This window comes from Flavobacterium sp. N3904 (genome assembly GCF_025947305.1).
GTDB lineage: Bacteria > Bacteroidota > Bacteroidia > Flavobacteriales > Flavobacteriaceae > Flavobacterium.
In genome coordinates, this window is sequence record NZ_CP110009.1 from 1,477,243 (window position 1) to 1,492,154 (window position 14,912).

The 14,912-nt window shown below is 33.9% G+C and carries 10 protein-coding genes; 6 read left to right on the plus strand and 4 right to left on the minus strand.

Annotated elements, in window-relative coordinates:
- Nucleotides 1-118: 118 nt before the first annotated feature.
- Nucleotides 119-727 (minus strand): superoxide dismutase, encoded by a 609-nt coding sequence (locus OLM57_RS06055; protein ID WP_264566338.1) that lies wholly within the window; start codon nucleotides 725-727, stop codon nucleotides 119-121.
- A 287-nt stretch (nucleotides 728-1,014) separates the two neighbouring features.
- On the opposite strand from OLM57_RS06055, the gene OLM57_RS06060 reads away from it, so the two are divergent.
- The 5 genes from OLM57_RS06060 to OLM57_RS06080 all read left to right on the plus strand — a co-directional run bounded on the left by OLM57_RS06060 (nucleotide 1,015) and on the right by OLM57_RS06080 (nucleotide 10,839).
- Nucleotides 1,015-4,191 (plus strand): UvrD-helicase domain-containing protein, encoded by a 3,177-nt coding sequence (locus OLM57_RS06060; protein WP_264566339.1) that lies wholly within the window; start codon nucleotides 1,015-1,017, stop codon nucleotides 4,189-4,191.
- Nucleotides 4,192-4,265: 74 nt separating this feature from the next.
- A complete protein-coding gene (gene kbl, locus OLM57_RS06065; protein WP_264566340.1) occupies nucleotides 4,266-5,459 on the plus strand; it encodes a glycine C-acetyltransferase in 1,194 nt (397 codons plus the stop codon).
- 111 nt (nucleotides 5,460-5,570) lie between these two features.
- Complete coding sequence (locus OLM57_RS06070; protein ID WP_264566341.1) at nucleotides 5,571-7,040, plus strand: OmpA family protein; 1,470 nt, start codon at nucleotides 5,571-5,573, stop codon at nucleotides 7,038-7,040.
- Nucleotides 7,041-7,104: 64 nt separating this feature from the next.
- On the plus strand, nucleotides 7,105-9,870 hold the full coding sequence (locus OLM57_RS06075; RefSeq protein ID WP_264566342.1) for a PD-(D/E)XK nuclease family protein: 2,766 nt from the start codon (nucleotides 7,105-7,107) through the stop codon (nucleotides 9,868-9,870).
- Nucleotides 9,871-10,167: 297 nt separating this feature from the next.
- Nucleotides 10,168-10,839 carry an ATP-binding cassette domain-containing protein gene (locus OLM57_RS06080; protein ID WP_264566343.1) on the plus strand — a complete coding sequence of 224 codons (672 nt, stop codon included), beginning with the start codon at nucleotides 10,168-10,170 and terminating at the stop codon, nucleotides 10,837-10,839.
- Here the strand turns inward: OLM57_RS06080 and OLM57_RS06085 are convergent.
- A complete protein-coding gene (locus OLM57_RS06085; RefSeq protein WP_264566344.1) occupies nucleotides 10,836-11,618 on the minus strand; it encodes an alpha/beta fold hydrolase in 783 nt (260 codons plus the stop codon). The genes OLM57_RS06080 and OLM57_RS06085 overlap by 4 nt on opposite strands.
- An 88-nt stretch (nucleotides 11,619-11,706) precedes the next feature.
- Between OLM57_RS06085 and OLM57_RS06090 the strand changes: the two genes are divergently transcribed.
- Nucleotides 11,707-12,918: a bacteriophage abortive infection AbiH family protein gene (locus OLM57_RS06090; RefSeq protein WP_264566345.1), complete on the plus strand. Its 1,212-nt coding sequence runs from the start codon at nucleotides 11,707-11,709 to the stop codon at nucleotides 12,916-12,918.
- Nucleotides 12,919-12,968: 50 nt separating this feature from the next.
- On the opposite strand, the gene OLM57_RS06095 is transcribed toward OLM57_RS06090, so the two are convergent.
- On the minus strand, nucleotides 12,969-13,769 hold the full coding sequence (locus OLM57_RS06095) for a TIGR00266 family protein (RefSeq protein ID WP_264566346.1): 801 nt from the start codon (nucleotides 13,767-13,769) through the stop codon (nucleotides 12,969-12,971).
- A 243-nt stretch (nucleotides 13,770-14,012) separates the two neighbouring features.
- The gene (locus OLM57_RS06100; RefSeq protein WP_264566347.1) at nucleotides 14,013-14,912 is read right to left on the minus strand and encodes an alpha/beta fold hydrolase; all 900 of its coding nucleotides are present in this window, start codon (nucleotides 14,910-14,912) and stop codon (nucleotides 14,013-14,015) included.

Genomic DNA, 14,912 nt, shown 5'->3' on the forward strand with positions numbered 1-14,912 from the left:
TATTCACATAAAAAGCAAAAACGACACCTTTTGGATGTCGTTTTTGCTTTTTATATAAAAAAATAGACGAACAAATCTAAATTCATCCGTCTATTTTCTATATTCTACTTTCTTCTAACTATTTCTCAATAGCAAAACGTCTAGCTACTTCTGTCCAGTTAATTACATTAAAGAAAGCTTCAATATAATCTGGTCTTCTGTTTTGGTAGTGCAAGTAATAAGCATGTTCCCAAACATCCATTCCAAGAATTGGAGTTCCCTCGCAACCAATACCTGGCATCAAAGGATTGTCTTGATTAGGAGTTCCGCAAACATCGAGTTTGCCGCCTTTGTCAACACATAACCAAGCCCAACCTGAACCAAATTGAGTAGCTCCAGCCTTAGCAAACTTTGCCTTAAATTCTTCAAAAGTTCCAAAAGAACTTTCAATAGCTTCGAGTAATTCGCCTGTTGGCAATCCACCACCATTTGGAGACATAACAGTCCAAAACAAGTTGTGATTGTAAAATCCACCACCATTGTTACGTACAGCGGCATTCGTTTTGTCAAGGTTAATCAAGATATTTTCAATTGTTTTTCCTTCCAAATCCGTTCCAGCGATAGCCGCATTCAAATTTGTTGTGTAGGCATTGTGGTGCTTTGTATGGTGAATTTCCATCGTACGAGCATCAATATGAGGTTCTAATGCGTCATACGCATAAGGTAATTGTGGTAATTCAAAAGCCATAATATAGTTGTTTAATGATTTATAAATATTTTATTCAAATTTAAACATTTAACTTTGGAATATAAAATTCTATTTTGTTATAATTTCATCAAATAAAATGATAATACAATTCTGATTTTATAAATCCGAGTAATTAGTAGCTATTTCCTGCTATCCGTTTCAATCTTTTTATCCCGATGAAAAATCGGGATAAAAAGGATTTTCACTGCTATCAGGGCTAGGGCATTAGGTATTTTAGGAAATATTAGTAAAAATCAGAAATCTTTAATCAACAATATAAAATCCAAATGGAAAGACCTTCTTTCGCTATATACGACGCATCGGCAGGTTCCGGAAAAACATATGCTCTTGTCAAAGAATACCTCAAAATCATTCTCACGGCACACAAGAATGATGCTTACCGAAATATCCTTGCCATTACGTTTACCAACAAAGCGGTTCACGAAATGAAAAGCCGAATCGTAGGCAGTTTATCTGAATTTGCCAAAGATGAACCCAATGCCAAAGCGTTGGATTTGATGCAGGATTTGGCAGTAGATACAGCGCTTTCCATTATTCAAATTAAAACCAAATCCCAGCAAATCATCAAGCATATTATCCATAATTATGCCGCTTTTGATATATCGACGATCGATAAATTTACACATAAAGTAATTCGTGCTTTTGCACACGATTTAGGATTACCTATGACTTTTGAGGTGACTTTGGATACCGAAAATTTGCTAATTGAAGCCGTAGATGCCATCATTGCACAAGCAGGCGAAGATGAAACCCTAACTAAATTGCTCATCGATTTCACAATGGAAAAAACCGATGATGATAAATCTTGGGACATCTCGCGTGAAATTCTGGAAACGGGAAAATTAGTCCTGAATGAGAATAACCGGAATGAAATTACTCATTTTCAAGACAAATCAATAAGTGATTTTATAGCTGTAAAAGAAAAATTAGTTCAAGTCTGTAAAGATTTGGAAAAAGAAAATGCAACGCTTGCCGAAGCAACTTTATCATTAATTGATAAAAATGGAATTGATTTAAAATCATTTTCCAGAGGAACTTTTCCCAATCATCTGCAAAGCATTGCTGATGAAAAGTTCAATCCAAAAAATAAAATGTTTCGCGAGTTCGAAGATATTGCTATTAATAAAACTGCCAAAGACCGAGCTTTAATAGAAAATATCATTTCCGATTTATTACAAACTCTTGCGGAAATTTATAAAAACTTCGAAAAGAGGAATTTCTACAAAGCGTTCTTAAAAAACATCACCCCTTTATCATTATTAAATACAGTTAGTAATGAATTGGCAAAAATTCAAAATGAACAAAATGTGCTTTCGATAACCGAATTCAATGCAATTATTCACCGCGAAATCCAAAATCAGCCCGCTCCTTTTATATATGAGCGATTGGGAGAACGGTATCGTCACTTTTTTATTGACGAATTTCAGGATACTTCCGAAATGCAATGGCAAAACTTGATTCCGCTTATTGATAATGCGCTTTCGGGTCAAGACGATTCGGGACAAAAAGGAACTTTAATGATTGTAGGTGACCCAAAACAGTCCATTTACCGCTGGCGTGGCGGTAAAGCCGAGCAGTTTATCGAATTGAGCAAAGACCAAAACCCTTTCAACAATCCCGATAAAAAACTCGAACATTTAGACAAAAATTATAGAAGTTTTTCGCAGGTAATCGAATTCAACAATGATTTCTTTCAATTGTTGTCGAATGAGTTTAACAATGCAGATTATAAAGATTTATATGAAAATCATAGCCGGCAGAAGACGAATAACAAAGTAGGTGGTTATGTAAATATTTCATTTTTACCAAAAATTGAAGAACAAGAAAGTGACGATGAAGAGACTCTGGACAAAACGGCACAATATGTTTTGGCTACTTTAAATACCATTCAAAAAGTAATCAATGAAGGATTTGAATACAAAGACATTGTAATTCTGACCCGAAAGAGAAGCCAGGGAATAGCGATTGCCAATTATTTGACGGAACAAAGTATTCCGCTTTTGTCCTCCGAAACGTTGATGATTAAAAATGCAACCGAAGTTCGACTGATTATTCACATATTAAAATATTTAAAAAATAGTTCCGATTTAGAGTCAAAGGCTAACTTTTTACAATATTTGGCGCAAAATAAACAAAAGGAGTTGCCTGTTCATGATTTCATAGCCAAAGGAATGGAATTGAAAGAGGAAGCAATTTTCGAGAAGTGGCTTGAAAACTGTAATATTGAGCTTTCTTTTCAAAACATTAGAAAAAAATCATTGTATGAAGCGGTTGAAATTATTGTTTCAAAGTTTTTAAAAACCAATGATAATCTAGAAACTCTTTCCTCAGCAACGGCTTATGTTCAGTATTTCCTAGATATTGTTCTAGAGAGGGATGTTCGTAATCAAGCCGGAATTTCAGATTTTCTAAATTATTGGGATAAAAACTCTGAAAAATTTAGTATTCCTTCTCCCGAAGGCACAAATGCGGTTCGGATAATGACTATTCATAAATCAAAAGGATTGGAATTTCCAGTTGTTATTATGCCTTTTGCCGAAGAAGATTACAACAGAAAGCCAAAAGATAAATTATGGCTTAATTCAGAAGAGCAAGATTTTGATATGCCAAAAGTACTGGTAGATAACAGTAGTGCTATTGAAGAATTTGGTTCAGCAGCTTCGGCGGTTTATAATTTAAAAAAACAAGAAGAATTGTTGGACAATATTAATGTGTTGTACGTGGCTTTGACCCGAGCCGAAGAGCAATTGTATATTATCTCTCAAAACATAAAACCGAGAAAGGATGGAGAATATCCGAGTAATATGGCTTCTTTTTTTGTAAAATATTTGATTGAACAAGGGCTTTACGATGAAAATCAATTAGAATATGCATTCGGCAATTTGGTTAAGTTATCTGAAAAAGAAAAACATATTGATACTTCCAAAAGCATTCCTGTTGTTTCAGATGTGTTGAATCCTAAAAACATCAAAATTGCCCAAAGGGAAGCATTGATGTGGGGAACACATCAACAAGAAGCTATTGAGTTTGGTAATGTAATTCACGAAATTCTTTCTTTTGTAGCTACAAAAAGTGACGTGGAATTAGCAATTAACAAAGCGATTGAAAACGGATTAATTACGATATTTCAAAAAGACATTGTTCATAACGCTATTATTGAAATAGTTAATCATCGAGATTTATTGGATCATTTTGCTGAAGGGAATGAGGTCTTGAACGAAAAAACGATTATTCAAAAAGAGGGCGGTACAGTCAAGCCAGACCGAATAGTAATAAATAAGGCAAAAGAAGTCTTTTTACTGGACTATAAAACGGGGCTTCCCAATCCAAAATATAAATATCAATTGGAAAACTATCAAATGGCTATCGAAAAGATGGGATTCAAAGTGCTAAAAAAAGCACTTGTGTACATAGGAGTCGAAATCGATGTAGTACATTTGTAAAAAAAAAAGAATTGTCAGATAGCAAAGTTTATAGCCTATTTGCCTTTAATTGTTAAGATTTAAAAACTAATAAAATGTACGGTAAAATTCAACAACACTTACAATCAGAACTTCAAACTATTGAAGAAAACGGAATTTTCAAAAAAGAAAGAATAATTACTTCACCACAAGGAGCTGAAATTACGATTTCAACAGGTGAAACGGTCTTAAATTTTTGTGCTAATAACTATTTAGGACTGTCTTCACATCCCGAAGTAGTTCAAGCGGCCAAAGATGCTATGGATACTCATGGTTTTGGAATGTCATCTGTGCGTTTCATTTGTGGGACACAGGATATTCATAAAACATTAGAAAAAAAGATAGCGGATTTCTATGGCACTGAAGACACTATATTATACGCAGCAGCTTTTGATGCCAATGGAGGGGTTTTTGAACCTTTGTTTGGAGAAAATGACGCTATTATATCGGACAGCTTGAATCACGCTTCTATTATAGACGGAGTTCGTCTGTGCAAAGCGGCTCGTTATCGCTATGAAAATAGCAATATGGAAGATTTAGAGCAGCAATTAATTAGAGCAAATGAAGCAGGAGCTCGTTTTAAAATAATTGTGACCGATGGTGTTTTCTCTATGGACGGTGTTGTAGCACCTTTGGATAAAATATGTGACTTAGCTGATAAATATGATGCTTTGGTCATGGTGGATGAATGCCATGCTGCTGGATTTATTGGAGCAACAGGGAAAGGTACTCTAGAAGCCAAAGGAGTAATGGGACGTGTGGATATTATAACAGGAACATTAGGAAAAGCATTGGGAGGTGCTATGGGAGGATATACAACCGCCAAAAAAGAAATAATCGAATTATTGCGTCAAAGATCCAGACCTTATTTGTTTTCAAATTCATTAGCGCCAGCTATTGTTGGAGCTTCTATAAAGGTGTTTGAGTTGTTAGAAAAAGACACAACACTTAGAGATCAACTAGAATGGAATACCAATTATTTTAAAGCAGGAATGAAAAAAGCTGGTTTTGATATAGTAGAAGGAGACTCAGCTATAGTGCCAGTGATGTTATATGATGCAAAATTAGCCCAAAATATGGCCAACGAGTTATTGAAAGAGGGGGTTTATGTTATTGGATTCTTTTTTCCAGTGGTATCTAAGGATAAAGCTAGGATAAGAGTGCAGTTATCGGCGGCACATACAAAAGAACATTTGGATAAGGCAATTCATGCTTTTGTGGCTGTTGGTAAGAGACTTGCTGTAATATAATTGTTAAATTTTGAGTTTTCGGAGTGTATTATTTAACATTTTATTTTGATGTTACAGAAAATCATCCTACATTTGTTTCAAATTAACTAATTGTAATTAAAAAAACAAAGTATGAAACATCTTAACAAACTTTTAGTTGCTGGTATGATGGTGATGGGACTAAGTTCTCAAGCACAAGACAGCAACAATAAATGGGCTATCGGTTTTGGAGTAAACGCGATTGACTACAGATCAAGTGCAGGGGGAAGTTTTCCTGATCAGTTTGATCAACCTTTTCTGGTAAGTGAACAATGGAATATTCTTCCTTCTGTCTCTTATATTACTGCGTCTAGATACGTAGGTAGTGGATTTATCGTAGGACTTACAGGGTCTATCAACCAAATTGATAAATTTGTTTATGCTGTCCCTGGACAAACTGCAGGTGGCCCAAATGATTATGCTGTAAGCAATCCTGGAGACTTGATGTATTATGGTATCGATGCTACTGTAACATATAGTTTCATGGAATTAATTAAATCTAAAGTAATTGAGCCAACCTTAAGCGTTGGAGGTGGTTATACATTCTTAGGAAAAGAAAGCTACGGAACTGTAAATCCAGGTGTTGGATTAAACCTTTGGTTTACTGAAAACATTGGTCTTTCTTTATTAGGGACATACAAAAAATCTTTTGGAGATAGAACTTATCCAGCGTCAACAAGTACCCCAGATGCTCCTTCTTACACTCAATATTCTGCAGGTCTAACTTTCAAGTTTGGTGCTAAAGATACTGATGGAGATGGAATCTATGACAAGGATGATGCTTGTCCAGAAGTTGCAGGTTTAAAACAATTCAATGGTTGTCCTGATACAGATGGAGACGGAATCGAAGATTCTAAAGATAAATGTCCTACTATTGCAGGTCCAGCAGAATTCCAAGGATGTCCTGATACAGACGGAGACGGTGTAGCAGATCCTGATGATGCTTGTCCTACAACTCCTGGTTTAAAACAATTTAAAGGATGTCCAGATACTGACGGCGATGGTACTCCAGATCCTTCTGACAAATGTCCTACAGTTGCAGGTCCAGCAAGTAACGGTGGTTGTCCAATCCCAGTTTTAGATTCAGATGGAGATACTATTCCAGATGATGTAGATGCTTGTCCTTTATTAGCTGGTCCAGCTGATAACAAAGGGTGTCCTAAAGTAACTGCTGAATCATTAGAAACTCTTAGAGTTGAAGCTAGATCTATTTTCTTCGATACAGGTAAAGCAACTTTCAGTACAACTCAAGGTAACACATCTGGAAGATTGGATGCTATCAAAGAAGTATTGAAAAACTATCCTACTGCTAAGTTTGCTATAAACGGTTATACTGATAATGTTGGTAAACCTGCAATGAATCAAAAATTGTCAGAAGCTAGAGCTAAAGCAGTTTATGATGCATTAGTATCAAGAGGTATTAATCCAGCTAATTTGACTTATACAGGATATGGAGATAAAAATCCAGTAAAATCTAACAAAATTGCTTCAGGTAGAGCTGAAAACAGAAGAACTGAAGTTGTATATGTTGGAGGTGTTGATGGAGTTGAAATCAAAAAATAATATTTAATTAATATAATTTTTAAAAAGCCGTTCTTAATTGAACGGCTTTTTTTATATTTATAAAATGACAAATATTTCTTTTTTAGATAAAATAGGAACAGTTCTATTATCAGAACCAAATGAGGTAATTTCTAATACAATTGTGGTATTACCCAATAAGCGAGCCAAAATATTTCTTGTTGAAGCATTAAAAAAACAGGCGAATGAAAATATATTCTCGCCAGAAATTATTAGTGTTGAAGATTTTGTTCAAGATATATCAGGGATAAGAACCATAGATCCAATTGAATTGTTATTCGAATTTTATGAAGTCTATTTGTCCATTACACAGAAAAGAGATCAACAATCTTTTGAGCTTTTTGCCAATTGGGCAAAAACATTACTCCAAGATTTCAATGAAATAGACCGCTATTTATTAGATTCAAATCATGTTTTGTCTTATTTAAAAGATATTGAAGACATCAAAAAATGGGGAATTGAAGTTGAAAATAAAACCCAGTTACTAGAAAACTACATTGATTTTTGGAAATTACTACCCAAATACTATCAATCTCTTTATGAACATTTACTGCTAAAGGGAATCGGGTATCAAGGTTTGATATACCGGGAAGCAGTAAAAAACATTGATAATTTTTCCAAATCTATTGCAGGAAAACAATTTGTCTTTGCAGGGTTTAATGCATTGAATGCTTCCGAAGAAAAAATAATTCAGCATCTTATTGCTAATGATCAGGCCAAAATATATTGGGACGCTGATCAAACATTCCTGAACGACCCTTATCACGATGCGGGTTTATTTGTGAGACGATTCAAAGAAAGCTGGAAACACTACAAATCACATCCTTTTGAATGGATAGTGGATGATTTTTCGAATACCAAAAGCATCCAAGTTATTGGTACACCAAAAACGATAGGTCAGGCCAAGATTGCTGGAAGTATTATTGAGCAAATAAATATTGAAAAACCTGATGCTTCACTAGATAAAGTGGCTATAGTTCTAGGTGAAGAGAATTTGTTAATTCCACTCTTGTATTCACTTCCAAGTTCGGTTGGAGCTTTGAATATTACTATGGGTTATTCGAGCAAAAACAACCCAGCGCAAATTCTGATAGCTAAATTATTTAAAATGCACACCAATGCATTGTCAAGAGGTAACAGTAGTTATGTTTTTTATTATAAAGATGTGCTGGATATATTAACCCATCCGTTAATTGAACCGTATGCCAACACAAGTACTTTGGTTAGTATTATTAATAAAAATAATTATACGTTTATCAGTCATCATAAATTATTGGAATTGAATAATAATGGCAGTGATTTATTTTCTCTGGTTTTTCAAAAATGGGAGAAGGGTTCGATTTCCGTTCTGGAAATAATTTCGAGTTTATTGCTAAAGGTTAAGAATAATTTGAACAATGAAAATGAAGAAGAAAAAATAACCAAATCCTTTGTTTATGCCATTTTTAAAGTAATTAATAAATTGATTAATTACTATTCTAACCACAAAGAAATTGATACGATTGATGCGTTGCATGCAATTTACAAGCAAGTAATTGATTTGGCTGAAGTTTCTTTTGAAGGAGAACCTTTAAACGGACTTCAAATTATGGGAGTTCTCGAAAGCAGGGTTTTGGACTTTGAAACGGTTATTATCACTTCTATGAACGAAGGAAAATTCCCAGCCGGTAAATCACAAAACTCATTTATTCCTTATGATGTAAAGCGCGAATTGGGGTTGCCCACTTTTAAAGAGAAAGATGCCATTTACACTTATCACTTTTATCATTTGTTGCAACGTGCCAAAAACATTTATTTGTTGTATAATACCGAAAGTGAAGGATTGGATGCTGGGGAAAAAAGTCGTTTCATTACCCAATTGGAGGTAGAGAAACAACCCAAACACAATTTAACCCACGAAATTTACAATGCTGTTTTGCCTGAAACTGCGTATCAACCAATGGTAATTCCGAAATCGGAAAAGGTTATGATACGTTTGAAAGAAATTGCTGAAAAAGGGTTTTCACCATCAGCTTTGACGAGTTATATACGGAATCCGATTCAGTTTTATTTTCAGAAAATTTTGCGAATAAGTGAAGTTGAGGAAGTTGAAGAAAACATTGCTTTGAATACTTTGGGGACTATTATTCATGAAACTTTACGAGTTTTATACGAACCTTTTATTGGTAAATTCATTTCAGAAACAGACATTCAAAATTGCATTAAGCGAATTGATTCCGAAGTTTTAATTCAATTTAAAGTAGTTTACAAAGAAGGGGAAATCAAAAAAGGGCGAAATTTATTGGCTTTTGAAGTCGCAAAACGCAATGTTTTTAATTTCCTGAAAGTAGAATTAGAAAGTATTAAAAATGGTGACGCCATAAAGATTCTGGAACTTGAAAAAACATTTGAAAGAATGGTTCAACATCCTAGTTTGCCATTTCCCGTTTTGATTAAAGGAAATGTAGACAGGATAGAAGAACGCAACGGTATCATCAGAATCATTGATTACAAAACGGGTAAAGTGGAGAAATCCAGTGTTACGCTTAAATCTTGGAAAGGATTGACAGCTGATATTAAAAACGATAAAATCATTCAGGTTTTGGCATACGCCTATATGTATGAAGAAAATGCCAAAGGCAAACCTATTGAGGCAGGAATTATTTCGTTCAAAAATCTAAAATCAGGATTCTTGCCTTTTAATTTTAAAGAAGAAAAAGAGGGTGTTTCTATTATTAACCAAGAAATCCAATCCAATTATTTAGAGCAAATTGTTTTGTTGTTGAATGAAATATTAGACGCATCAATTCCTTTTGAGGAGAAAATTTTATAAAAGAATGAGTAGAAAATGGAACAACCTGTTTGCGTTTTTCAAAAGCACGCTTGTGATTAATTTTGCAGCTAGTTTTTTTGTCTTTCTTTTTGGTGGACTTATAGCTTTTAATTATTCGGTTCTGACTTTTGGTTTTGGTTTAAGTTTACTCTTTAAAGAAGTTAACTCCAAAAATGAATACGTGTTTTATTTCAATAATAAAATTTCCAAAATGCAGCTTTGGGTTTATTCTTGGGCTTTTACTTTTGGTTTTTTAGTAGTTTCTGTTTTTATTTTTAATTTGATAAAGAGACTATTTTGAAAAAGCATTTATTAGAAATGGATAGCATTCAAAAACATTTTGATAATAAAAATATATTGTCGGATGTTTATTTAAAATGCGAAACAAATGATATTATTGGGCTTCTTGGCAGAAATGGTTCGGGTAAGTCAACTTTGCTGAAAATTATATTTGGTATTGAATCTGCCGATTTTAAGTTTGTTAGAATTGACGGGACTGTTAAATCTTCCACAAAGGATTTGTTTAACGAAATTAGTTACCTGCCTCAAGATAATTGTATTCCGAAGGCATTTTCAGTTAGAAAAGCGATTCAACTGTCTGTTTCAAAGGAAAATATTTCAGAGTTTTATGCAGATGAAATTATTGCATCGATTTTAGATAAAAAAATTGCTCATTTGTCTGGTGGTGAATTGCGCTATTTGGAAATTAAAATTATCCTGAATAATACTTCAAAATTTGTTTTGTTGGATGAACCTTATAATGGTCTATCACCTTTGTTGGTAGCGAAAGTCAATGAATTAATAATTAAGAATTCAGAAATCAAAGGAATTATTATTTCTGACCATAATTATGAGAATGTAATCAAAGTGTCAAATAAATTGGTTTTGCTCAAAGAAGGCAAGGCACATCATCTACATTCTAAACAAGAATTGATAGAGAAAGGCTATTTAAAAGAAGGAATGCTTTAGGTTTCTTTAAAAAATTTAGCTAAAACAGTAAGTAATTCAGCTTGATTTTCAATAGAACTCATGTGTCCATCTTCAAAAGTGACCAGTTCAACATCAGTTCCTTTTATTTGTTCGAGGTTTTCTTCGTAATTGAGAACGGGATCTTTTTTTCCAAGAATCAATAATTTTGGGTAGGTTGTGGTGTGTAAAAGAAACTCTCGGTCTTTTCGAACTTTCATTCCTTCCAATGAGGCCACAATTCCCTGTAAGGGTGTTTTTATAGCTTGAATCTTCACACCTTCAATTTCATTACTTAGAATTTCTCTATTGTCTTCGCTAAACAAATTGGCAATAGAAAGTCTAATAAAGGTTTCGTAATCTTTTTTGACAGCTTTTATGGCGCGGTCTCTATTTTTCTTTCGTTCTGGGCTGTCTTCTTTAGAAGTAGAGTTGAGCAATACCAATCCTTTCATTTTTTCGGGATACATTTCGGCGAAAGCCAAAGCCACATAACCGCCCATAGAATGTCCCACAAGAATAGCTTTTCGAATTCGTAATTTGGATAAAACCTCGTGAACGACATCGGCATTTTCTTCCATGGTTTGTATGTAACCCAAACTTTCGGTTTTGCCGTGACCCAATAAATCAATGGTTATGATTCGGTTTCTTTTGCTTAATTCGGTAACATAAACCTCCCACATGGTTTTGTTTTCTAGAAAACCGTGAAGCAAGACTACAGCGTTTCCTTTTCCAGAATCGGAATACGAAATTTGAGTGTTTTTGTATAGAAGTGTTTCCAAAAGAGTGAGGATTATGTTGATAGTTTACAAATGCAAAATTAATTTTTTAAATTCCTAAATGCTATATTTGAGGAAAGCATTTTATAATATGGCTAAAATTTTAATTACAGGAAACGGATTTGATTTATTTCATCATTTACCAACAAAGTATGGACACTTTATGTCAATAATGCGAACTATTGAAAAGAATGATTATACTAATGAGGTATCTTTTGAAGAATTATTTGGTGATATTTTTAAAAATAAATTTGCATATGATTTTAATTCAATAGTTGAAAATTATAAGGTTGAAGATATTAAATTCGATTTTAATAAAATTAATGAATTAAAAGAATTGTTGAAAGAGAATCTTTGGTATAAATATTTCACGAATGTAATAGAAATAGAAACTTGGATTGATTTTGAAGGAGAAGTTGAAAATGTTTTAAAACAAATATCAATTTTACTGAAATCAGAGACTCCTCAGTTTAAAAAAGTTAATAATTACAGAGACGTGCTTATCAATTATTCTGATTTTAATTTGTTTGGAATAATCGAGCACAAATATGATGATAAAGACGTTTTTAGTATTGCTGAGAAATATGTAGATAAAAGAAGACTTGGAATTAAAAGTAGTTATATATTAAATGATTTGTCAAATTCATTCGAGAGTTTTATAATTATTTTTAATCAATATCTAGCGGATGTTGTTGTTGTGTTTTATGAGAATAAAATTAATAATGCAACTATCCCTTTTCATTTAATTAATAAAATATATACGTTTAATTATACTCCAAGTTTAGAAAAAATTTATAAAATCGATAAGACTAAATTGGTTTATTTACATGGGGAACTAAATGAAGATAGTAATATTCAAAATTTAGTTCTTGGAATTAGTGAAATTTCAAAAGAGATAAAAGATAGTAAGATGTATAATTTCACTAAATATTATCAAAAGGTTCGTAAAAATTCAAACAAAAAATTTATAGATATTCCTAAAGAAAAATCAGTTAGCCTTGATGAAACTATTTTTTATATAATTGGACATTCCCTTGATGAATCAGACAGAGAATATATTCTAGATTTATTTAAATTTTTGGAGTTAGACCATAATAATTATTCAAAAATTTGTGTATTCTATTACAATGAAAATGATAAAGAAAATAAGTTGAGAAATTTATTTAGCATTATTGACAAAGATATTATTGTAAATATGAATAACACTGGCAGACTTTATTTTGTTGAATTAAATGTTGAAAATTTAAATTATGAATTTTCGAAACAGACTGAGAAAGCGACTAGTCCGAGTTCTATTTTTTAAAATAAAAATGGCTCCCATTTCTGAAAGCCGTTTATATTTAAATCTAAAAATTAAAATCGATTATCACCATCCAGAAGATTGCCCAGACCGCCTAGTAAACTTCCTTCGTCACGGCTATTACCGCCTGATCTTGGAGCCGATGCAATGATTCTGTCCGCCAATCTGCTGAAAGGTAGTGACTGAATGTAAACTGTTCCTGGTCCTTTCAAAGTTGCGTAAAACAAACCTTCTCCACCAAAAATAGAGTTCTTGATTCCGCCGATGAATTCAATATCATAATCGACATCTTTGGTAAAACCAATGATGCAACCGGTATCTACTTTGAGAACTTCGCCGGGAGCCAATTCTCTTTTGGCCATCGTTCCGCCGGAATGAACGAATGCCATTCCGTCTCCTTCTATTTTTTGCATGATGAAACCTTCGCCTCCAAAGAGACCACGACCGAGTTTTTTGGAAAATTCTATTCCGATAGAAACGCCTTTGGCAGCGCATAAGAACGAACTTTTTTGACAGATAAATTTGCCCTGAAACTGTGTGAGATCAATAGGAAGTATTTTTCCGGGATAGGGCGAGGCAAACGACACTTTGCTTTTGGCGTTTCCTTGATTTATAAATGCTGTCATGAACATGTTTTCGCCGGTGAGCACTCTTTTTCCGGCGTTCAAAAGTTTGTCAAACAAACCGGATTGCTGCTGGGAACCATCGCCAAATATGGTTTCCATCTGGATGTTGTTTTCCATCATCATAAAACCGCCTGCTTCGGCAATGACGATTTCTTGTGGGTCCAATTCTATTTCGACATACTGCATTTCTTCTCCAAAAATCTGATAATCTATTTCGTGTGCTTGCATGATTTCTAGTGTTTTATATTTCTAAATAAGTCGGATTTGAATTTGTAATGTTACAAACGAAGACGAAAATTTGTTGTTTTACGCGCGAGGGATAGCAACGGAAAGCCCACAGTCCCGTCTTTTCGGGACGAGGACTTGCAGTGAATAGCCCGACCCAACCGGAGTTTACGGAGGTTGGGACGCGCCCAAATAAAAACGGCTTTCATTGCTGAAAGCCGTTGCTATAATTATACAATCAATTTGTTAACTCTTTAAAAAAGTGTCTATGGAGTCAAAATACTTTTCTTTTGCGTCGAGCCAACCATAATGTTTGCAATTTTCGAGTAGAATCATTTTTGAATTTGGGAATGCTTTCAAGCTAATTTCTCCAATTGCCGGACTGATAATGTCTTGTTTGCCTTGAATGATTAAAACTGGATTGTTGAAATTAGCAAACTTGTTTTTGCAGTCAAAATTCATTTTTTGCATGTCACTCCATAATAATGAATTCAGGGTCGAATTGCCTTGTGTCAATCTTTCGGCAATGATGGGAACATATTTTTGGTCGTACACATAAGCGGGCGCCATCGCTCTTCCGCGGCCCAAACGGGCTTTGTGGGAGGTGTCACCTTTGTCAATTTTATCATTCCAATAGTTTAAGGAGTCTTTCTCGGCTTTGGTTAATCCTTTTTCAATCAGATTTTCACCTTTCAGCAAACTCAGATCTACTCCGCCGGAAGAGGACAAAATCAATTTATCAATACTGTTGGGGTAAATGGTGGCGTAATAAGAGGCCAGCATTCCGCCAAAAGAATGCCCGAGTACGGTCCATTTTTCGATTTTCAAATGTTTTCTCAATGACTCGATATCATCAGCCATTAATTTCATCGAAACCGTTTTGTCGTTCAATTCTTTAAGAGTGGATTTTCCGGTACCTCTTTGATCGTAAATAATGGTTTGATAATGCTCTGCCAAAATTTTCGCCATAGGTTCAAACCCATTACTATTCATTCCGGGACCACCATTTATGATTAAAATTGGTGTGCCTTTTCCAAATACTTTATAATAGGTATGGCTGGCATCTGTGTTTGTAGAAAAACCCTCCGTTTGTGCAAACGAATGCCCCAGAAAAGAAAGAAAAACAAATAGAAAAATCTTTTTCAT